This is a genomic window from Vibrio sp. B172a (assembly GCF_030248355.1).
Lineage (GTDB): Bacteria > Pseudomonadota > Gammaproteobacteria > Enterobacterales > Vibrionaceae > Vibrio > Vibrio owensii.
Genome location: NZ_JAHGAC010000008.1, coordinates 586,477 through 608,541, shown reverse-complemented (window position 1 = coordinate 608,541; position 22,065 = coordinate 586,477). Strand labels below are relative to the sequence as shown.

The 22,065-nt window shown below is 48.4% G+C and carries 13 protein-coding genes; 9 read left to right on the top strand and 4 right to left on the bottom strand.

The genetic code is table 11. From position 1 onward, the window contains the following. Positions 1 to 15 precede the first annotated feature (15 nt). On the bottom strand, positions 16 to 1,194 hold the full coding sequence (locus KIT90_RS12570) for a MalY/PatB family protein (RefSeq protein ID WP_285376921.1): 1,179 nt from the start codon (positions 1,192 to 1,194) through the stop codon (positions 16 to 18). Positions 1,195 to 1,286: 92 nt separating this feature from the next. After that, the gene (malX, locus tag KIT90_RS12565; RefSeq protein WP_020196124.1) at positions 1,287 to 2,858 is read right to left on the bottom strand and encodes a maltose/glucose-specific PTS transporter subunit IIBC; all 1,572 of its coding nucleotides are present in this window, start codon (positions 2,856 to 2,858) and stop codon (positions 1,287 to 1,289) included. A 237-nt stretch (positions 2,859 to 3,095) separates the two neighbouring features. On the opposite strand from malX, the gene malI reads away from it, so the two are divergent. Beyond that, the gene (gene malI, locus KIT90_RS12560; protein WP_285376919.1) at positions 3,096 to 4,118 is read left to right on the top strand and encodes a Mal regulon transcriptional regulator MalI; all 1,023 of its coding nucleotides are present in this window, start codon (positions 3,096 to 3,098) and stop codon (positions 4,116 to 4,118) included. On the opposite strand, the gene KIT90_RS12555 is transcribed toward malI, so the two are convergent. After that, positions 4,115 to 4,855 carry a DNA-binding transcriptional regulator YciT gene (locus tag KIT90_RS12555; protein ID WP_005436345.1) on the bottom strand — a complete coding sequence of 247 codons (741 nt, stop codon included), beginning with the start codon at positions 4,853 to 4,855 and terminating at the stop codon, positions 4,115 to 4,117. The two genes, malI and KIT90_RS12555, sit on opposite strands and share 4 nt — an antisense overlap. A gap of 91 nt (positions 4,856 to 4,946) precedes the next feature. Continuing rightward, positions 4,947 to 5,336: a VOC family protein gene (locus KIT90_RS12550; protein WP_285376918.1), complete on the bottom strand. Its 390-nt coding sequence runs from the start codon at positions 5,334 to 5,336 to the stop codon at positions 4,947 to 4,949. Between the two features lie 158 nt (positions 5,337 to 5,494). Here KIT90_RS12550 and KIT90_RS12545 point away from each other — a divergent pair, with 158 nt between their 5' ends. From KIT90_RS12545 to KIT90_RS12510, 8 genes are all read left to right on the top strand, one after another. Beyond that, positions 5,495 to 5,974, top strand: coding sequence for a peptide-methionine (S)-S-oxide reductase (locus tag KIT90_RS12545; RefSeq protein ID WP_050904512.1), 480 nt, complete (start codon positions 5,495 to 5,497; stop codon positions 5,972 to 5,974). A 716-nt stretch (positions 5,975 to 6,690) separates the two neighbouring features. Continuing rightward, positions 6,691 to 7,131, top strand: a complete 441-nt coding sequence (locus KIT90_RS12540; protein ID WP_285376948.1) for a PTS sugar transporter subunit IIA — start codon at positions 6,691 to 6,693, stop codon at positions 7,129 to 7,131. Positions 7,132 to 7,142: 11 nt separating this feature from the next. Continuing rightward, positions 7,143 to 8,543: a fructose-specific PTS transporter subunit EIIC gene (locus KIT90_RS12535; protein ID WP_005453038.1), complete on the top strand. Its 1,401-nt coding sequence runs from the start codon at positions 7,143 to 7,145 to the stop codon at positions 8,541 to 8,543. A gap of 121 nt (positions 8,544 to 8,664) precedes the next feature. Next, positions 8,665 to 11,496, top strand: a complete 2,832-nt coding sequence (locus KIT90_RS12530; RefSeq protein WP_005429443.1) for a GH92 family glycosyl hydrolase — start codon at positions 8,665 to 8,667, stop codon at positions 11,494 to 11,496. A gap of 133 nt (positions 11,497 to 11,629) precedes the next feature. Further along, entirely contained in the window at positions 11,630 to 14,050 is a 2,421-nt protein-coding gene (locus KIT90_RS12525) for a GH92 family glycosyl hydrolase (RefSeq protein ID WP_285376914.1), read from the top strand. Positions 14,051 to 14,097: 47 nt separating this feature from the next. Next, a complete protein-coding gene (locus KIT90_RS12520; RefSeq protein WP_203491320.1) occupies positions 14,098 to 16,803 on the top strand; it encodes a GH92 family glycosyl hydrolase in 2,706 nt (901 codons plus the stop codon). A gap of 72 nt (positions 16,804 to 16,875) precedes the next feature. Next, positions 16,876 to 19,332: a GH92 family glycosyl hydrolase gene (locus KIT90_RS12515; RefSeq protein WP_285376911.1), complete on the top strand. Its 2,457-nt coding sequence runs from the start codon at positions 16,876 to 16,878 to the stop codon at positions 19,330 to 19,332. A gap of 89 nt (positions 19,333 to 19,421) precedes the next feature. Then, entirely contained in the window at positions 19,422 to 21,902 is a 2,481-nt protein-coding gene (locus KIT90_RS12510; protein ID WP_285376910.1) for a GH92 family glycosyl hydrolase, read from the top strand. Positions 21,903 to 22,065 lie beyond the last annotated feature (163 nt).

Genomic DNA, 22,065 nt, shown 5'->3' with positions numbered 1-22,065 from the left:
CTCTCCCGCGGTGTTTTAACACTGCAATTTGATCGCTTGAATCAAGGCTGAAACGCCCTGCTCGACTTTGCTTCTTGGGCAACCTAGATTGAGTCTGAGATAGCCTTTCCCAGAATCGCCATAAACATCTCCAGACATGATGGCAATATTGAATTGCTCAATTAACGCCTGATTAAGCAGCGTCATATCTAGATTCAAAACAGATAAGTCAATCCATGCTAAATAGGTCGCGTCTGGGACAAGGTAACTCACTTCAGGAAAGGCGCTTTCCAGTGCTTCTTTCACGTATTGATGGTTAGCCAACACATACTCGTTGAGCGCCTTTAGCCAAGGCTCACCGTGACGATAAGCCGCCATCGTACCAAGCACGCCCATGATAGAAGGCGATGAAAGGCCATCCACCTCTTTGAGTTTATGCAGATAACGTTCGCGAGTTGGTGAATCCGCGATCAACGCATACGCACCATTCAAGGCTGGAATATTGAACGATTTAGACGCCGATGTAACGACAGCCCAATCTTGTGAACGGCCAAACCCCACGTAAGGGATGTGACGCTTAAAGCACACGTCCATGTGGATCTCATCCGAAATCACTTTGACTTGGTGTTGGTTACAAAGCTCCGCCATTTTTTCCAATTCGCTTTGATTCCACACTCGCCCTGTTGGGTTATGAGGGCTGCACAACAACAGCACAGTGTTGTTCTGGTCAGCGAGTTTGGTTTCCAGATCTTGCCAGTCAATTTCAAATCGACCTTGCTGCTTGATGAGCGGACTGCGAACGCACGCACGACCTTGCCCTTCAATCATTTTGTCGAACGCATCATAAGCTGGTGTATGGAACACCACGCCTTGTCCCGGCTGGCTCCATTGCTCAATCAACTTTGACACAATGTAGATAACCGATGGTCCGTACACCACTTGCTGAGTGTCGATTTTGCAGTCAAAACGAGTTTGATACCAGTAGCGAATCGCCGACTTAAAATCCTCATGGTTCCAGCGGCTATAACCTAATACCGGATGCTCTAAACGTTGTTTAAGCACATTCATCACAGGCTCTGGCGCAGCAAAATCCATATCTGAAATGGTAAACGGGAGTAGACCCGCTTTACCAAATCTATCCTGAACGTAGTCCCACTGCGTGCAGTAAGTGCCAGTGCGGTCAATTGGTGTATCAAAGTCGAAATTCTGAGTCATACGAATATTCCAATATTAAGGTCCCTCGTCACAATCTCATTGGGGGGGAGGATGGAGATTGTGCCGAGGGGGAGCATCTATCAAGGCAGTGATTAGCTTGCAGACATGATGGCTTGCATTTCGTTCTTCACTAGGTGAACTTGCGTACCAATCACGACTTGCAGGTTGTGCTCATCAAGCTTCACAACACCGAGTGCGCCGTTGGCTTTCAACTTAGCGTCGTCGACCAAACTCATGTCGTTAACAGACAAGCGAAGACGAGTGATGCAGTTATCCAGAGCCGTGATGTTCTCTTTGCCACCAAGAGCTGCCAGTACTGCGGCACCTTTGCCAGATTCATTGATGAAAGCGGCTTCAAGCTCTTTGTCCACTTCCGCCGTGTCGACTTCACGGCCTGGTGTTTTTAGGTTGAACTTAGTGATCGCAAACTTAAATACTGAGTAATAAACCACGAACCAAACACCCGCCACCAGCGGTACTAAGTACCATTTCGTTGCCGTGCCTTGCAGGATACCGAACACCAAGAAGTCAATCAGGTTGCCGTCTGTGTTACCGATGGTGACATCAAGCAAGCCCATCACCATAAAGCCCAGACCAGTCAGAATCGCATGGACGAAGTAAAGCACTGGCGCAACAAATAGGAACAAGAATTCAAGCGGCTCAGTGATGCCACCTACCACACAAGCTACGACGCCAGAGATAAGCAGTGCTTTAATTTTTGAGCGGTTCTCAGGGCGAGCACAGTGGTACATCGCAAGTGCTGCACCCGGTAAACCGCCTAGGAAGGTTGGCATTTTACCTTGAGACAAGAATGCAGTGACTTCCGGAGTAAACCCCGTTGTATCAGGACAAGACAGTTCAGAGTAGAAGATGTTTAGTGCGCCAGACACGGTTTGACCACACACGTCCATAGTACCGCCTGCTTCAGTGAATCGAATCAGCGCAACTAAGATGTGGTGAAGACCGATTGGCAGCAACAAACGTTCGCCCGTACCAAACAGCATTGGACCGAAATCACCCGCGCCTTCAATTACATGACCGATACCATTGATGCCTGCAGCAAAGTAAGGCCATACAAATGGGATAAACACACCGACAACGCCCAGTACCAATGCAGAAATGATTGGAACAAAACGAGCGCCACCAAAGAACGCTAGCGCATCTGGCATTTTGAAGGTGTAAAAACGCTGGTGAAGTTTCGCAACAATTACACCAACGATCACCGCGCCAAGGATACCAGTATCGATCGATTCAATCCCGATGATGCTTTTCACACCGTAGGCGGCACGTTCCGCTTCACTGTCTAGTACACCTGCGACGGTTAGGAAGAAGTTGATCGCAAGGTTGAAGGCAGCATAACCAACGAACCCCGCGAAACCTGCCACGCCTTTTTCTTCACGCGCTAGTCCAAGCGGGATAGCTACGGCGAACATCACAGGCAAGTAGATGAATGCGACAAGACCGATTTTGGTCATCCACATAAACAGGTATTGCAGAGGGGTGTTGTCTAAAAATGGGATGGCTTCTTTGATAGCGGCGCTAGAAAACGAGCTGCCGACACCAAGAAGAATACCTGAGAATGCCAGCAGCGCGACTGGCAACATGAAGGTCTTGCCGAGGCTTTGCAAGAACTCCCACATGGTCGATTTATTGCTTTTAGACATAGTTTGTCTCCGGAAATTGAGAACTTGTAGGGCTCATACACATCACATTATGTGCGCATGAAGTGTTGTTTTTATGCACTCAATATACGCTGCTAAAAATTTTGATAAAACGTTTTACCAAAAATTCTGTGATCGAGTTAGATATCTTTTTCCACAAACTGTGTAGGGCTTTTAAAATCAACCTAATAGGGTTACAGTTTGATGATAAAACGTTTTTCTAATCCATAAAGTGAATCTATGTCGTCAAAAAAAGTGACCATTACAGAAGTCGCTAAACATGCTGGCGTGTCAGTTACCACCGTCTCTATGGTGTTGGGGAATAAAGGGCGGATCTCTCCAGACACGATAGAAAAGGTCAACGCTGCGGTAGAAGAGCTCGGCTATATCCGTAACCGTGCCGCTGCCAACCTACGATCCAATTCCAGCGAAATCATTGGATTAATCCTCAAAGACATCAGTGATCCCTATTACGCAGAAGTCGCAGCAGGATTGAGTGAAGAAATCGAGCAGCAAGGTTACATGCTGTTTCTGGCTCAAAGTGGGGATAGCCAAGAAAAGTTTGAGAAGTGTGTATTAACCATGGCACGCCAAGGTGTCGGTGGTATCGCCTTTTGCCCGATTGGTGAAAGCCAGCAGTCCAATGTCGAAAACCTCAAGCAGCACAATCTGCCAATGGTGTGCATTTCACGCGCTTCGGTGGATAAGCAAATCGACTACGTGGGACCAGACAACATGTACGCCGCCAAGTTGGCGACGGAGCATCTGGTTAAGCAAGGTCATCGCAGAATCGCTTATGTCGGCGGCGCGAGCAGTTCTTTGTGCCGTGCTGAGCGTATTGGTGGGTATTGCTCAACTCTGATGCAGTTTGGTTTGCCTTTCAAACCAGAGTGGGTGGTCGAGTGTGAGAAAAGCCAAGCGTCTGCCGCTCAAACTGTGCAGCAATTGTTGTTGGAGCATCCACAGATTACTGCAGTCCTTTGTCACCATTCCTCGACGGCACTAGGCGCGGTCTATGGCATACATCGAGCAGGACGTTCCATCGGTAAAGATCAGTTTATCGGCGAGCAAGTATCGGTAATTGGTTTTGATGATGTTGAAGAAGCAGAGTTAATTGAACCACCGCTCACCTTCGTTAATTCCAATGCACGAGAGATGGGAAGACAAGCGGCAAAACGATTGATCAATCAATTGAAGCAAGAAGACAGCGAGCCTTACAGCTTGATCCTACCTCCCAAACTCATTGTTCGTGAGTCGGCTTAACCCAACACCACTTCCACACCTTGCTTTCTCAACTGTTCGAGGTCGCTTTTCGGAGCGGCTTCGTCGGTTAACAGCACCGAGATTTCACTCGTTTTACCAATCGAAGATGGGTAGATTTGCCCAAACTTGCTTGAGTCCGTCAACACGATGTTACGACGCTTTTTCGCAATGATGGTTTCAGCGATTTCTGCGCGCATCATGTCTCGGCTAGTAAAGCCAGTATCTTGATGGAAGCCGTCAATACCCAGGAAAGCCGTGCTGAAGTGAATATTCTCGATACACAGCTTAGTCAGCGGTCCAACTAAGCTCTCGCCTTGATGTTGGTACACACCACCAAGCAAGATGATGTTGGCTGAAGTGTTTCGGATGAGATGGGCGATGTACGCCGATGGGGTAATGATGGTGACGTCACCACGTTCAGCCAACGTGCGAGCCAAGAGCGCATTAGCACTGCCGCCTTCGATTAACACGGTTTCGTTTGGTGATACCAAATCTGCCGCTTTGTTGGCTAACGCTTGTTTGATGTCGAAGCGCACTTCGAGTCGCGTATCAATATCGTCACTTTGTAGCGCCGTCGCAGCGCCGTGTACACGCTTCAAGTAGCCTTGTTGCTCAAGGAAATTCAAATCCTGCCTGATGGTCACGCCCGACACGCCAATGATGTCAGAAAGCTCCGTCACTTGAACGCGTTTGCGGTCATTAACCAATTGCAGGATTTCATTTTGTCTTGAGTTCACAGGCTCGCTCCTTATTGATGAGCTTGCAGTATACGCCCGAACACTTTCATATGAAAGCAGCCTGTGAACGATAGAAATAAGCTAAGTCGCGTTACACCGTAAGCTCAAGACGGTTGCCATCCGGATCTAAGATGCAGCTTTCGTAGTAACCGTCACCTGTTTGTCTCGGACCGTCGATCCATTGGTAGCCATCATCCACTAAGGTTTTGGTTAATTGATCCACTGCCTGCTCTGTTCCTAAGGCGAAGGCAAAGTGTGCCAACCCTGTTACCTGCATCGCATGAGATTTTTCACACGCGCTCACACCCTCCATCGACATCAACTCCAATCGTGCACCACTTTCAAACGAAAGAAAGTAAGATGAAAACTGCTTAGTTGGGTTGTGGTATTTATCGTTAGACACCGCGTTAAAGTATTTCTCATAGAAGGCTTTTAGCTCTTCCAAACGTTCAGTCCAAATCGCGATATGTTCAATTTTCATTAGGATTCCCCCTAGCTCTTAACTGCGTTCAATCTAACGAGGAAAAGCAGCACAAAAAAGAGAGCAAATCACTTCTGAGTTGTTCCTGTTTTATGGTTGGAGTTGTGTTTGAGTGAAAGTGATGCCCATAATGGCGCAAAGATTTTCAGGACAGAATGATGGAAGAAATCTACTTCGCAGGCGGCTGCCTTTGGGGCGTTCAAGAATTTATGCGCCACCTTCCGGGCGTAATTAGCACCGAAGCAGGACGAGCAAATGGCTCAACGGATAACACTCAATCCGAATACGATGGCTACGCAGAATGCGTGAAAACCCAGTTCGACCCTAAGCAGGTTTCGGTTGAAACTTTGATGGGATATCTGTTTGAGATCATCGACCCGCACAGCGTTAACAAGCAAGGTGAAGACGTAGGTGAGAAGTACCGTACTGGTGTCTATAGCCAAAACGAACAACATCTAGCGATTGCTAAAGCATTTATCGCAGCAAGACCAGATGCCGAGAAGATCGCCGTAGAAGTGCTGCCACTCACAAACTACGTGCCAAGTGATGATGAGCACCAAGACCGACTCACGCGCTTTCCCAATGACTACTGCCATATCCCGTTAGATTTGCTGCACAAGTACAAAAATCCGTCTTAATGGATAAGCTAAATCCAGCGTACCAACCTCTCCTAACCTCCCCTTGGCTTCAAATTAGGAGCTTACATTCGCCAATGTGTATCAAGGGGAGGAACTAGCTGGGTTCACTATCAGCTCTCCAAAGCGCTTTATTTCTTTTCTCAAAGAGACAGAAAATTACGTTAATAAAAGGGTTACTATACCCAAGTGACTTCAAGATGCAGGATTCAGAGCGTTGTCATTGATTCGAGGTCAAGGAAAACAACGCAGCGTAATAGCCAGCTCTTTCCAAGTTGTTTGACGCAGAAGTCGAGTCAATGACACGCTCCCAAAGGGCGAGTTGTCTTGGCTTGTATACTTTGTTGTCGATTCTTGATTTAGACCCACTAGACCTTTAAATCGCCGCCGCGTCTACAAACCAAGTCATTCTCGCTGAACCTAGCATCTCGAGGTTACTTGGGTATAGATAGCCTTTAGCACAAAGCCTCTTTTTTATAGCAAAATTGAACCATATTTGATTCCCTTCTCGTTTATTTTCAAGCTTCATTATTAATTTCAAAATAAATGGAATATAAATCACAATACTAATTCCCTTCTAGCTCATTGATATTAATGACTTCTATCACACTTAGCTCTCAGTGATACAAAAATATAGTTATTGGATTTTTTTTACTATTTCAGAAAACCGTAACATTAATTAAATTTGCCTCATTACTTCAGTACCAATGAGTCAAAAAATGATTACAGAACTAACAAACGTCAATTTAATTAAAGGCAACCTTCAAGCAAATAATAAAAAAGAAGTCTTTGAAGAGCTAGCGCAAATGCTATTCGAAAATAATCGAATCAGCAGCAAAGAGGCTTTTTTAACCGACATCGAAGCACGTGAAGCATTAAGCGTTACTTCAATGGACGGCATCGCTTACCCACACGCAAAAAGCAAAGCGGTTACAGAGCCTGCAATCGCTATTGGCGTAAAGCGCGAAGGCATCGAGTATGGCGACGAAGAGGGAGTCAAACCGACTGTATTCTTCATGATTGCCTCACCAGATAACGGTGCCGACCACCATATTTATGTTCTTCAAGAATTGTTCGGTAAATTTAGCGAAGAGTTTATTGAAGATATTCATAACGCAAAAGACGAAAACCAAATACTAAATATTTTAATTAATTCATAAGGCGTGAAATTATGAGTACAATCACAGCTCAAGCTAGTAATAATAGCGATTTCAAAAAAATCCTAAGTACCATGAAAGGTCACCTTTTATTCGGTACTTCTCACATGCTTCCATTTATCGTTGCGGGTGGTGTACTACTGGCGCTAGCGGTAATGGCATCAGGTAAAGGTGCGGTTCCTGCGGACGGTTTATTGGCTGATATTTCTAATATCGGTATTAAAGGTCTGGTGCTGTTCCCAATTATTCTTGGTGGCTTCATCGGTTACTCAATTGCAGACAAACCAGCTCTAGCACCAGCGATGATCTCTTCTGGCATCATGGCTGACATGGGCGGCGGCTTCCTTGGTTGTATCGTAGCGGGTTTCATCGCAGGTGGTGTGGTATTCCAACTTAAGAAGATCCCTCTTTCTGCTAACATGACTGCGTTGGGCGCTTACTTCATCTACCCTCTACTAGGTACGCTTATCTCTGCAGGTATCGTTCTATGGGGTATCGGTGAGCCAATCAAAATCTTCATGGCGTCTATGAACGAATTCCTAGCTTCTATGGCTGGCGCTTCTAAAGTGGTTCTAGGTACGATTCTTGGTGGTATGACTGCATTCGATATGGGCGGTCCAATCAACAAAGTAGCAACGCTATTTGCTCAAACTCAAGTTGATACTCAACCATGGCTAATGGGTGGTGTTGGTATCGCAATCTGTACGCCTCCTCTAGGTATGGCGCTAGCAACATTCCTATTCAAGAAGAAGTTCACTAAGCAAGAACAAGAAGCAGGTAAAGCAGCAGCAATCATGGGTTCTATCGGTATCTCTGAAGGTGCTATCCCATTCGCAGCAAACGACCCTGTACGCGTTCTTCCTTCAATCGTTGCTGGTGGTATCGTTGGCTGTGTGTTCGGCTTCCTAACAGACGTACTACTACACGCACCATGGGGCGGTCTAATCACAGCACCTGTATCAAGCAACATCCCAATGTACGTTGTGGGTATCGCACTAGGCTCACTAACAACAGCAGTTATCGTTGGCTTCTGGAAACCAGTTGCTGAAGAAGAAGCAGAAGACGAAATCGTTGAAGCAGCACCTGCACAAGCTCAAGCGGCTCCAGCAGCAGGCGAAGGCGAGTACGACATCGTAGCAGTAACATGTTGCCCATCTGGCGTAGCACACACATTCATGGCAGCGAAAGCACTAGAGAAAGCAGGTGCAGCAGCGGGTCTGAAAATCAAAGTAGAAACTCAAGGTCAAAACGGTATCCAGAACCGCATCACTGACCTAGATGTAGCAAACGCGAAGCTGGTTATTCTAGCTCACGATATCCAAGTCAAAGACGCTCACCGCTTTGCAAAAGCAAACGTTGTTGAGTGTTCAACGAAAGAAGCGATGCGTAACGCAGCGACTCTTGTGAAAGCTTAAACCTTAAGCTCCTCCCCCTAAGAGCCCTTTCCCCCAAAGGGCTCTATTTCAAGTTTTTAAGTTTTAGTAATACCCCTGATTTTTTTAATTATATAACCCTACAATTTACAAGGCTTTAAAAATGAAATTCAAACCTTCCCTACTCGCTTGCGCAGTTTTAAGTGGTCTAGTCGGTCTGACTGGCTGTAACGACGACACAACCAACATTTATGAAGGCGGTGACACCAACCCTGCGCTGCCGGATATTCCTGACGGCGGCAAGCCAGTATGTCCTCCAGTTGGCGATGGCGACTGTGATGACAAGCCAAACCCAGAAACACCTGAAATCGACATGGGCGTTCACATCCCGGTAGATTTCGCCGATATGGACGTAACACGCTACGTCAACCCATTCATCGGCACAGGTAACCTAGGCAACACCTACCCTGGTGCAACCACACCACACGGCATGGTGCAGCTTTCTCCAAACAACGGTTCTAACGGCTGGGAATACATTTCAGGCTACTACTACCACGACGCACGTACTTCCGGTTTCTCTCATACCCACCTTTCCGGAGCAGGTGCTGGCGACTTGAACGACATTCTCGTCATGCCAATCAACTCGCGTTCGGATTACATGATTGATGAAGGTTCGGCAACGCTAAACCTAGAAGCGTCTCGCTTCCAACATCGTGACGAGCAAGCGACGGCAGGTTACTACAAAGTCGATCTATTGGATTACGACATCAAAGCAGAATTGACGGCGTCTGATCGCGTTGGTGTTCACCGCTACACCTTCCCTCGTGATGAGAAGTCAGAAATCATCGTTAACACTGGCTTCAAAATTAACTGGGACTACACTTCAGATTCTTACTTGAAATGGGACAAAGACAATAACCGTCTTGAAGGTCACCGTTTCTCTGATGGTTGGGCACCAAGCCAAAAAGAATTCTTCGTGATGGAATTCGACCAACCAATCAAAAACGTTCGCTTTGCTTACTACGATAAAGAGCAAGGTCGTTACATGGACGTGCCAGAAGGCATTACGGAAATCGGTAACGAAACACGCGGCAAATACCAATACGCGCGCGCTTACGTCGAATTCGACACATCCAAAGACGGCTTGACGGTTGAAGCGAAATTGGCGCTATCAAACGTTGAGATTGGCGAGAATGGCAAGTCTGGTGCTTCTCTTAACATGACAGAAGTTGCGGGCATGAACTTCGATCAAGTACGCGAAGCGGCAACGAAGAAATGGGAAGACGAACTCGGCAAGATCCAAGTCTCTGGCGACGAAGATTACAAACAGACGTTCTACACCGCGATGTACCACTCGTACCTAGGTCAAACCATTCACTCTGACTTAGATGGTCGCTACCGCCAAGTTCACCAAGGTCGTAACGCATACCCTGATGGCAACACACCTTGGGGTGATAAGATTGATACGCTGAAAGAGTCGATCCGCACTGCCGATGCTAACAAAGATGGCAAAGCAGACTTCACGCGCTACGACACTTTCTCTTTGTGGGATACCTACCGCGCAGTTCAACCGCTGTCTTCGATTCTTGAGCCAGACCGCTTAGCAGACGTTGTGCTGTCTATGCTGTCTTACGCCGAAGAAGAATGGGTGGATGACAAAGGCAACGTGCGCAAAGGTCGTCTGCCTGAGTGGACATTCAAAGGCAACGAAACAGGCATGATGATGGGCATGCACTCAACGCCTGTGATTCATGATGTGCTGTCGAAAGGCTCACTAGAAAAACGCATGATCGACCTTGGCTTCACAGAAGCTGAGCGCAAGGACGTAAAAGAACGCTTAGTTGAAGCGATGATCACTGACGCGCGTGCCGCAACGAGCCAAGGCGTAGCATGGATCAAAGAGTACGAAGAACAAGGTTACGTGCCAGCGCAATTGCACGACACTCCACCAGATTCTTACGGCGGTCATTCACCATTTAAAGACTCTTGGACAGCATCTTACTCGCTTGAATACTCAATGAACGACTGGGCAATCGCACAATCGATCAAGGAAGTCTTCGGTGAAGAAGATCCACGCTACACCGAGTTCGCTAACCGTTCAAAAAACTGGCAAGCGCAATTCGACTTCGGTGGTAAGCAATACCAAGGTTGGTTCAAAGCCCGTGACTACGATGGCGAGTTTATAGATGCTGGTTGGGTAGACCCAATCACTGGTCGTGCGGTGGGTAAAGACTGGCGTCCAGACATGTTCAACTGGGCATTCTCTGAGTCGAACGGCTGGCAATACTCGTTCAGTGTTCAGCACGACATTCATGGCTTGATTGACCTGATGACACGCTTCGACAAGACACAAAACCCTGAAGCAGAACGCGGTGACTTGTTCGCAGCGCGCTTGGATGAGTACTGGTCAACCTACCCAGACCGCAACGCAGGCGACAACCAATTCCCAGTGTTCAACACAGGTAACGTTGGTCAGCACGTACAAGGTAACGAACCAGATATCCACGTACCTTACTTGTACAACTACGTCGGTCAACCTTGGAAAGGTCAGGCAGCCATCGCCGCAGCAACCAACATTTGCTACAAGAACACCGCTGACGGTATTTGTGGTAACGACGACTTCGGTACGCTCTCTGCGTGGTTCGTGTTCCGTGCGCTTGGCTTCTACCCAGTGAATGCTTCTTCTGGCATCTACGAAATCGGTACTCCGCTGTTTGAAAGCGCGTCTATCGATGTCGGCAACAACCAGAAGTTCACCGTTACCGCGAAGAACGTTAGCCGCGAAAACATCTTCATTCAATCGGCTCGCTACAACGGCAAAGACTTCAACCGCACTTACCTAACTCATGACGAAATCATGTACGGCGGTGAGTTGGAGTTCGTGATGGGCGACAAACCAAATCAACGTTGGGGCTCTCTAGAGCAAGATCTTCCACCAGCACAAGGCATCGGTGAGTTCTTGCATGAAGACGAGATGCCAGCAGGTTCTCGTTAATCCCAATAGTGACAACTCAGCCGGGGGAGCGCATCTCCCGGCTATCCCTACAAGAAAATTTTATAAGCAGTCCTTTAGAAACAGTCTCTTATAAACACTTTTTATATACGAATAACGACAAAACGGTATGCACATGTTTAAACGTAATCTTATCTCTTTGGCTATCCTGGTTGGTCTGACGGGTGGCTTGGCTGGCTGTAACAGCGACAACGATTCTTCCTCTTCACTGCCTGGCGATCCAATTGTTGATCTTGCGGTGTTGAAATACGTCGATCCAATGATCGGCACAGCAGCTTCAGGTCATACGTTCCCGGGCGCGACGGTACCGGCAGGTATGGTTCAGCTGTCTCCAGATACTTTCATCGGTTCTAACACAGACCATGAATCAGGACTTAACCCTTGGCACTCGGCATCTGGCTACTGGGATTCATCCAACTACGAAACTGGCGAAGTGGTTAACACTGACGTTCCGCTGTACGGCTTCTCACATACTCACCTTTCAGGTACAGGCGCAACGGACTTAGGCGACATCTTGGTTCTGCCATACGCAGACATGGCGTACACACAACTGAACTCTTTCGACAAAGCCAATGAAGAAGCAAGCGCAGGCTACTACAAAACCAAGCTAAACCAAGGTCAAATCGAAGTAGAACTGAGCGCAACCAAACGCGTTGGTTTGCACAAATACACTTTTGCTGAAGGCGCGGACCGTAACGTGAAGTTCGATTTAAGTCATACCCTAATGAACAACAACGGCAAGTCTTTGAAGAACAAAGTAGAAGTGGTGGATGAATACACCATTCGCGGTCGTAAAACCTCAACAGGCTGGTTCCAAGGGCAAGATCACCAAGGTCAAGACATCTTCTTCTACGCGAAATTCAACCAACCAATCGCCAAAGCACTGTTGGGCGAACAAGATCTAGAACCAACGCGCGAAATGCGTAGTGGTGCGGTTTACTCAGGCGATGATCTGACGGCTTACCTAAACTTCGGCACTGGCGAAGAGCCAATTGAAATCCGCGTCGGTATCTCCCCAGTTAACTGGCAAGGTGCACAGAAAAACTTAGAAGCGGAAGCACCAAGTTTCGACCTAGCAAAAGTAAAAGAAGACGCAGAATACGCGTGGGCTGAGAAGCTAGCAAAAATCAAAGTCGAAGGCGGCACAGACGCAGAGAAAACCAACTTCTACACCGGCATGTACCACATGATGATCGCGCCAATCGAGTTCTACGATGTGGATGGTCAATACGTGGATATGCTTGGCACAGTGCGCACACTGAAAGATGGCGACACACCAAACTACTCGATTTACTCAACGTGGGATACGTTCCGCGCGGTTCACCCAATGTGGACCATCATCGACCCAGACCAAGCAACGCTTTACGTGAAAGACTTGATTCGTAAATCTAACGACGAGTTTGGTCTATTGCCGAAATGGGAAGGTCACGGCTCAGAAACCGGCACCATGATCGGCTACCCATCGGCAGCGATTCTGGGCGATGCGGTGACCAAAGGCTTGATTGATGCAGAGCAAGCTTACACCGCATCAGTGAAATCAGCTCGATACACACCGCATGAGTACCCACAGATTCATGACGACATCCTAAGCTCACTCATGGCAGGTCAGTTGAACTACCACGAGAAAGAACAGTGTGTTCGTTACCCGAACTGGAACTCAGTGTCGTACTCGTTGGAATTCTCCTTCTACGATTGGACGATCGCAGAAATGGCAAAAGCCGCTGGCGATATGGACGCGTATGAAGAGTTCAAAGCTCGTTCTTACAACTCATTGAAACACTGGGATGCAAAAGCAGGTAACGCAGACGGCACGGGCTTCTTTGTACCGACAGAACTGAAAGAAGGTGACCCATGTGCACTGAAATACGCTTCAACTGACTTCGACCCTTACAAATCTGACGCGTTCTACTACACAGAAGGTAACGCGTGGCAGTGGCAATGGGCGTTCATGCAAGACTTAGACAAGCTGACTGAAATCATGGGCGGCACGCAAGGTTTGAACGACAAGCTGAACAACCTATTTACTGCCGATCCAAATGGCGGCGAAGCGCACCAAGACATGACAGGCTACATCGGTCAGTACATTCACGGTAACGAGCCTTCGCACCACGTCATCTACTTGTACAACCGTACTGAAGAGTCTTACAAGGCGCAGGAATACCTAGACCAAGTTTACGACCAGTTCTACAAACCAACGCCAGACGGCATCATCGGTAACGAAGACGTAGGTCAAATGTCGGCGTGGTACTTGATGTCAGCACTGGGCTTCTACCAAATCTCGCCAACCGATCCAACCTACAGCATCGGTCGTCCAATCTTCGACAAAGCGACGGTAGACATTGGCTCTGGCACCTTCACGGTAACGGCTGAGAACAACGGTCCAGACAACATGTACATCAAAGAAGTAACCATCAACGGCAAGCCTTTGGATGTGTACAACACCTTCCAGCACAGCGAATTCAAAGCAGGCGGCGAACTGCACTTCGTGATGACAGCTGACAAGTCTGAAGCAATGCAAGCCAACCTAGGCGAATAATGATTTTGAGGGGACCTTGTGTCCCCTTTTCTCGTGGAATAAAAACAATGAAACTAAAAAGAACCCTACTCTCTACCGCAGTGTTAACCGCCATGCTTGGTCTTGCTGGTTGTGGCAGCGACTCTGATCCAGAAACTCCAGTTATCTCTACCCCTACTTTGGAATTCGTTGATACCTTGATCGGCACTAAAGGTCTTGGCAACGTCAACCCATCTCCAGTTATGCCAGAAGGTATGATTCAACCGTCACCAGATAACTTCGATCCAAACGGTTGGAATGGCAAAGGCTCGCCTGTCGAATACGACCCAGTACACAGCTTGCTTTCTGGCTTCTCAATGACCCACATTTCCGGCGCAGGTAAAGGCGATCTAAACGACTTCGCCTTCTTGCCATACACAGGCTTCAATACCGATGCCGTGACCATGGATAAAAGCTCGGAAGTGGCAGAAGTTGGTTACTACTCGGTTGATCTTGTAGAAACCGGCGTAAAAGCTGAGCTGTCGGCAACCGACCGCGTGGCGTTCCAACGTTACACCTTCAAGCCGGGTGAAGACCGCAAAGTACGTATCGACCTGCAACACGAACTGTTGGAGCAATACGGCAATCACTCTCGCAGCATCTACTACAAACGCGTTAACGACACCACCGTCGTAGGCGCGCGTACCTCAAACGAATGGGGTCAATGGCAAACCGTGTTCTTCGCGGCAGAATTCTCTGATCCAATCATTGAAGAGAACTTGTACACCAAGCTGGCTTCTGAAAGTAAACTGACTCCAACTGACGCTACCGAAGTCGGCTTGGAAGATTACCGTGGCTACGCAGAGCACAAACCAATGCCGGGCGAACCAGAACCTGACCCAGAACGTTTGGCAAAACGCGCAAACGATGTCCTGACGCATTTGAACTTTGGTAAGAGCGATGAGCCATTAGTGGTCAAAGTAGCGATTTCTGGTACTGGCGTTGACGGCGCACTGAAAAACCTAGAAGCAGACACTAACGGCTGGGATTTCGACAACGTCGTACAACAAAACCGCTTGGCTTGGGAAAACATCCTTGGCGAGTTTGAACTGGAAGGTGGCAACAAAGCCGACAAAACCATGTTCTACACCTCGCTCTACCGTACGTTTGTTGCCCCATTCCTATACCAAGACGTGGATGGCAAATACCGTGGCATGGATGGCAAAGTGCACCAAGCAGAAGATGGCTTAGTGAACTACTCAGTGTACTCAATGTGGGATACCTTCCGCGCCGCACACCCACTGAAAACCATCATCGATAAAGACCGCGCAATTGAACACGCACGCGATCTATTGAACAAATACCAAACGGGCGGCGTGCTGCCAAAATGGGAACTGCACTCAGATTACACCGGTGAAATGGTCGGTCACCCAGCGGTCTCGGTAATTGCCGATATCATGGTCAAACACCCAGAAGCCTTTACTGCTGCCGAGTTTGATTTAGCACTGAAAGCCGCTGACGAAACAGTCAACTTCAACCTTGATAAAACCGAAAGCTGGGTGCCTTACCAAGACGCGTGGAACGGTGACAAACGCTTCACGGTCATGACGCGTCATAACGACTACCAAGAAGACGTCGGCTTTATTCCAGCCAACACCAAATGGGCGCCGGATTCAGGCGATAAACCGGGTTACGTGGAAGGCTTGAAAGTCGACAAATACGACGAGCTCGTGAACGAATCGGTGTCTTACGGTCTTGAGAACGCTTACTACGACTGGTGTATCGCTCAGATCGCTAAACTTGCGGGCAACGACCAACAGTACGACCGCTACATGGCGCGCTCTGAATCGTTCAAGAACTACTTCGATTACAACCCAGAACAATACGGCAAGTTGCAAGACACCAAAGGCAACGCATTGGGTGCGACGGGCTTTATGCGTCCGGCTTACATGAACAGCGGCAGCAAGGTTTGGGCAAACAACCTGAAAGCCGAATGTTTAGACGAGAACATGGCGCTGTCTATCCCAGACGGTATGGACTACAACGCGTGTAAAGACCGCAAAGCACTCAACGAAAGTGACGTGTTCTGGCCTTACCGTGCCGAGCACCGTGGTGAAGACTTTACTGAAGGCAACACGTGGCAATGGACATGGTTTGCACCGCACAACTTGAACGGTCTAGCCAACGTGATGGGCGGTGAGCACATCGACCGTACTGACTTCTCTCTTCCTGAAGACGTAACCGAACAAGGCAAAGCGGCATTCCTCGCTAACTTGAATGCGCTGTTTAATGCAGACTCCAACGCTGATACGAGCCAATCACACGACATGTCTGGCTACATCGGTCAGTTCGTGATGGGTAACGAGCCTGATCACCACGTGCCTTACCTATACAACTGGACGGCAGAACCTTGGAAGACACAAGAAATCGTCGACCAAGCGATGAACGAGTTCTACCACCCAACGCATGAAGGCCTGATTGGTAACGAAGACGTCGGTCAGATGTCGGCGTGGTATGTGATGTCTGCATTGGGTTTCTACCAAGTCACTCCGGGCGAAGCAAGCTACACCATCGGTCGTCCTTTGTTCGACAAAGCCGTGATTCCAGTCGCGGACGGTAAATTCACCATCACCTCAGAAAATAACAGCCAAGAGAGCATCTACGTGAAGTCGGTGACCATCAACGGCAAACAATTGAGTGACAACTTCAGCTTCGCGCACAGCGATTTGAAAGACGGTGGTGAGCTGCATTTCGTCATGACTTCAGACAAATCTGAAGCGATGAAAGCGCAGTAACCGATACCCATCCAAATAACGAAAGGGGGCACCTAGCCCCCTAAAAAACTTCACTTCAGTGGAACCATAAAAATGAAACTAAAAAGAACCCTTATCTCTACCGCTATACTCGCTGCCATGTTTGGTCTTGCTGGTTGTAACAGCGATGACGACAACAGCAAATCTGGTACTCCATCCCTCGACACCACGCTAACCCAATACGTCAACCCATTGATTGGTACGGGCGCAGACGGTCACACCTTCCCGGGGGCTGTTGTGCCTTACGGTTTAGTGCAACTTTCTCCTGATACCGAAATGGAAGGCTGGGGCTCTGCCGCCGGTTACTTCGACCACGGCAAGCTGACTGAAATCCCAGTGTATGGTTTTTCCCACACTCACCTTTCTGGCACAGGCATTACCGACCTTGGTGACATCTTAGTTTTGCCTTTCACCAAGAAAGAAAACGCCGTTTTCAATACCTTCGATAAAGACAACGAAACCGCAGAAGCAGGCTACTACGCGGTTGAACTGAACAAAGGCGAAATCAAAGCGGAACTAACTACCACGCAACGTGTTGGCTTCCACCGCTACACCTTCAAAGAAGGCACCACGCCACACATCAAGTTCGATTTAGACCACACTCTCAACAAAGGTCACTTCAACAACCGCACCATGAAGGGTGATTTAGAGTTCATCGACGCTTACACCATTCGCGGTTTACGTAGCTCGAACGGCTGGGCGAACAACCAACACGTGTACTTCTACGCCACCTTCAACCAACCTATCGTCAAAGCCATTGCTTTAGTTGACGGCGCAGAAACGGAAATCGATGTGAACAACGACAACATCGACGCAGTGAAAACCATCGCTTACCTAGAATTCGCACCATCATCAACACCGTTAGAAATCCAAGTAGGCTTGTCACCAACAGGCACAGAAGGTGCTGAGAAGAACCTAGAGGCAGAAGCGAAAGACGTGTCATTTGATACTGCGCGCGCTCAAGCCAACGATGCATGGCACCAAGAGCTTAGCCGCATGATGGTATCTGGCGGCACAGAAGATCAGAAAGAGATCTTCTACACCGCGCTTTACCACGCCTCTATCGCGCCAATGATTTTCCAAGATGTCGACGGTCAATACCCAGCGATGCGCACTCGCATTCAAAAAGACGCGGGTGACACACCAAACTACTCTGTGTACTCCATGTGGGATACCTTCCGTGCAGCGCATCCACTGAAAACCATCATCGACCCAGAACGTGCCGAAGAGTTTGCCAACGACCTGATTCGTAAATACGAAGACGGTGGCATCTTGCCGAAATGGGAACTGCACAGCCATTACACGGGCACGATGATCGGCTTCCCTGCGGTTTCTATCATTGCTGACGCGATGGCGAAAGGCTTAGACATCGACCCACAACTGGCTAAAGAAGCGACTGAGTTTACGGTGCGCTACCACGAGGCATCTGAATTCCCAGATTGGACGGAAGACAACAACATCGGCGCAGCAAACGTTGTGCAAGTGAAGGTGTACGAAGAAAACGGCTTTGTTCATCACGGCTACTGGAACAGTGCGTCTTACACGCTTGAGTTTGCATATGGCGACTGGGCAATGGCAGAAATCGCGCGCATGGCTGGCGATGTAAAACTGCAAGAAGAGTTTATGACTCGTGCCGACAACTGGCTTAACCATTGGGATGCCGAGACGGGCTTCTTACGTCCGAAAAACCACCCGCTAAGCTCATCACCAAACAAACCGCCTTTGGAGTTCAACCAACCAATTGATGAAGAGCGTTTGGATGAGTGTGAAATGGTTGAATGGCCAGAAGGCTCTGGCGTGATGAAAGAGAAATGCCCACTGCTACCATTTGACCCTTACTACGTGGACGAGTTTGCCTACACCGAAGGGAACGCGTGGCAATGGAAGTTCCAACCAATGCACGATTTCAACCGCTTGAAACAAGAAATCTACCAAGCAGACTTGGCGCAAGGCAAAGACACCACACCAGAGAAAGCCTTCCGTGAAGATTTGGACGAGCTATTCAACGCGCGTTCTTCAAACACAGGCGAAGAGCTACCAGACCTAACGGGTTACATCGGTCAGTACATGCACGGTAACGAGCCATCGCACCACATTCCTTACCTATACGCACTAACGGATGAGCCATGGAAAGCGCAAGAGTACCTAGACCGCATCATGTCAGAGATGTACACCAGCGAGCCAACTGGTTTGATTGGTAACGAAGACGTGGGTCAGATGAGCTCTTGGTACTTGATGTCGGCAATGGGCTTCTACCAAGTGACGCCTGCAGATCCGGTCTACACCATCGGTCGTCCTATGTTTGATGAAATCACCATTCCAGTGGAAGGCGGCGAGTTCACAGTCATCGCAGACAACAACAGCCCACACAACAAGTACGTGAAGTCCGTAACCATCAACGGCAAACCGCTGGATGCCAACTTCACCTTCAAGCACAGCGAAATCAAAGCGGGCGGCGAGCTTCACTTCGTCATGACGGGTGACAAGCAAGAAGCGCTTCAAGCTCAGTAACGTTTTATGTAATTCGTGTTTAAAGAATAAGCAGATAGATTAACTCAGTGGCAGGACGTAACTCGCTTCCTGCCTAAGGAATCAAGATTATGAACTTTACGAAAACCGCTATCGCCACCGCAGTAATTGCAAGTGTTATTGGTTTGGCTGGCTGCAACGATGACGACGATAACACCTCACCAAGCGTCGATACTTCCAACCTAAAATACGTCGACCCATTCATTGGGACAGGGTTTAACGGACACACTTTCCCGGGTCCTGTTGTGCCAGAAGGCATGGTGCAACTTTCTCCAGATACCGAGCTGATCGGCTGGCACTCTTCATCAGGTTACCACTTCGATAAAAAGACTCTATTTGGCTTCTCCCACACTCACCTTTCTGGCACGGGCATGGGCGGTTTAGGTGACATTCTGTTCCTGCCGTTTACCGAAGATAAAGCTAAATACATCGAAGACAGCGACGACTACCGCGAAGCGATTTCGGTCAAGATGGACAAAACCTCAGAAGTGGCAGAAGCGGGTTACTACTCTGTGAAGATTGCTGAGAACGGTATCAAAGCTGAGCTTACAGCTTCTGAACGTGTCGGCTTCCATCGTTACACCTACCCGCAAGGTCAACCACAACGTCTGAAGATTGACCTCAACTCCATCCTAAATAGTGACTGGGGTTCGACCTCTCTGCGCAACAAACTGACGGTGAGCGAAGACGGTCATACCATCACGGGCGAGCGCGATGCAGCGCACTTCTCTGGCTGGGCGAAAAACCAAAAAATCTTCTTCTATGCGACTTTCGATAAGAAGATCAAAGACGTCTACATCCTTGCCAATGGTGAGCCTGTTGACGGCCTAACGGCAGAGCACGTTTCTGAATTGATTTACGATGACCAAGGTAATCCAGTTAAGCGTGTCAAAGCGGACGTCACTGCCTACATCGAATTTGAAGATGAAGGCTCACAAGAGCTGAATGCGCAAGTGGCGTTATCTGCGGTTGACCCACAAGGCGCAGAAAACAACTACGATGCCGAAGCGAATGTCTCTTTCGATACTGCGCGCAACAACGCACGTGAGAAATGGGCAAAAGCACTCAACTTCTCAATTGAAGGGGGCACAGAAGATCAGAAAGAGATCTTCTACACTGCGCTTTACCACACCAAGATTGCGCCTATGGTGCATCAAGACGTAGATGGTCGATTCCGTGGCATGGGCAAAGGCTCAATTCGTGAAGGCGAAGGGGAATACTCCATCGCTTACGGTCAAGCAACAGAAGAACAGCCAAACTTCTCGGTTTACTCTCTATGGGATACCCAACGTGCATTACACCCACTGAAAACCATCACAGAACCAACCCGCGCGGTGCAATACGCGAAGAACCTAGTTCAGAAGTACACTGAAAGCGGCTTGCTGCCGAAGTGGGAACACTTAGGTGACGAGACAGGCACCATGGTCGGCTACCCAGCGGTAGCAGTGATTGCGGATGCAATGACCAAATTCCCAGAAGAGTTTACTCAGCAAGAGAAAGAGCTGGCGCTGAAAGCAGCGATCGACTCTTCGACTTACGACAACTACCCTGCACTTCAAGCCGATTGGGATCAGGGCGTATTGGATCGCACTTTAACCAAGCACATCGATTACATTGAGAAAAACGGCTTCACGCCAGCTATCCAACGTGTAGATGGTGAGCCAGTATTTGAAGATTACACGGTTGAGTCTGTTTCTTACGGTCTAGAAAACGCGTTCTACGATTGGGCTATCGCACAAATTGCCAAAGCAGCCGGAGATACTAAAGCGGAAGAGCAATACCTTGAACGCTCAAAAGGCTACAAAAAATACTTCGATTACAACCCAACGGAATACGCAGAACATGGCGTGACGGGCTTTATGCGCCCATTGATGATTGATGAAACCTTCATGACGCCATTCGACCCATACGGCACAGAACACGAAACAGGCAACTACACCGAAGGTAACGCGTGGCAGTGGACTTGGTTTGTACCGCATGACATCGCGGGCTTAAAAACCATCATGGGTGGCGATGCTGAGTTCCAGAAAAACCTAGAGGCCACCTTCACCGCAGAAAGCCAAGGCACAGAAACACCGGATATGTCTGGTTTGATTGGTCAAGTTGCGTTTGGTAACGAACCTTCGCACCACATTCCTTACCTATTCAACTGGACCGCAGAACCATGGAAGACACAACAAGTCGTCGACCACATTCTTGATGACATGTACTTTGCAGCGCCAGAAGGCGTCATTGGTAACGAAGACGTAGGCGCAATGTCCGCTTGGTATGTGATGTCTGCATTAGGCTTCTACCAAGTGAACGCGGCAGAACCTATCTACACTGTGGGTCGTCCGCTATTCGACAAAGCAGTGATTCCGGTGAAAGGCGGCACGTTCACCATCACCACAGAGAACAACGCCGATGACAACATGTACATCAAGTCTGTCACCATCAATGGCAAAGCTTTGGATAACGGTTTCTTCTTCGACCATTCCGAGTTCAAACCAGGTGGTGAGTTGCACTTCGTGATGACGGGCGAGCAATCTGAAGCGATGAAAGCGCCTCAATAAGTCTCTACCACTCTTCCCTCTTCAAAGGTCAGTTCGCGAGAGCTGGCCTTTTGTTTTTAGCCTTTCACTTTCACCAACACAAATGATCACTCTGCGACAATTAATCATAAGCTCAGTAAATTTATGTGATCCAATTCAAGCGAACTAAACGTTTGCTTTTTTA

Excerpts from the sequence above, each read along its gene's own strand:
- KIT90_RS12530 (WP_005429443.1), top strand. The coding sequence starts at position 8,665 with ATGAAATTCAAACCTTCCCTACTCGCTTGCGCAGTTTTAAGTGGTCTA.
- KIT90_RS12550 (WP_285376918.1), bottom strand. The coding sequence starts at position 5,336 with ATGAAAATTGAACATATCGCGATTTGGACTGAACGTTTGGAAGAGCTA.
- KIT90_RS12515 (WP_285376911.1), top strand. The coding sequence starts at position 16,876 with ATGAAACTAAAAAGAACCCTTATCTCTACCGCTATACTCGCTGCCATG.
- KIT90_RS12545 (WP_050904512.1), top strand. The coding sequence starts at position 5,495 with ATGGAAGAAATCTACTTCGCAGGCGGCTGCCTTTGGGGCGTTCAAGAA.
- KIT90_RS12510 (WP_285376910.1), top strand. The coding sequence starts at position 19,422 with ATGAACTTTACGAAAACCGCTATCGCCACCGCAGTAATTGCAAGTGTT.
- KIT90_RS12535 (WP_005453038.1), top strand. The coding sequence starts at position 7,143 with ATGAGTACAATCACAGCTCAAGCTAGTAATAATAGCGATTTCAAAAAA.
- KIT90_RS12525 (WP_285376914.1), top strand. The coding sequence starts at position 11,630 with ATGTTTAAACGTAATCTTATCTCTTTGGCTATCCTGGTTGGTCTGACG.
- KIT90_RS12540 (WP_285376948.1), top strand. The coding sequence starts at position 6,691 with ATGATTACAGAACTAACAAACGTCAATTTAATTAAAGGCAACCTTCAA.
- malX (WP_020196124.1), bottom strand. The coding sequence starts at position 2,858 with ATGTCTAAAAGCAATAAATCGACCATGTGGGAGTTCTTGCAAAGCCTC.
- KIT90_RS12570 (WP_285376921.1), bottom strand. The coding sequence starts at position 1,194 with ATGACTCAGAATTTCGACTTTGATACACCAATTGACCGCACTGGCACT.
- KIT90_RS12520 (WP_203491320.1), top strand. The coding sequence starts at position 14,098 with ATGAAACTAAAAAGAACCCTACTCTCTACCGCAGTGTTAACCGCCATG.
- malI (WP_285376919.1), top strand. The coding sequence starts at position 3,096 with ATGTCGTCAAAAAAAGTGACCATTACAGAAGTCGCTAAACATGCTGGC.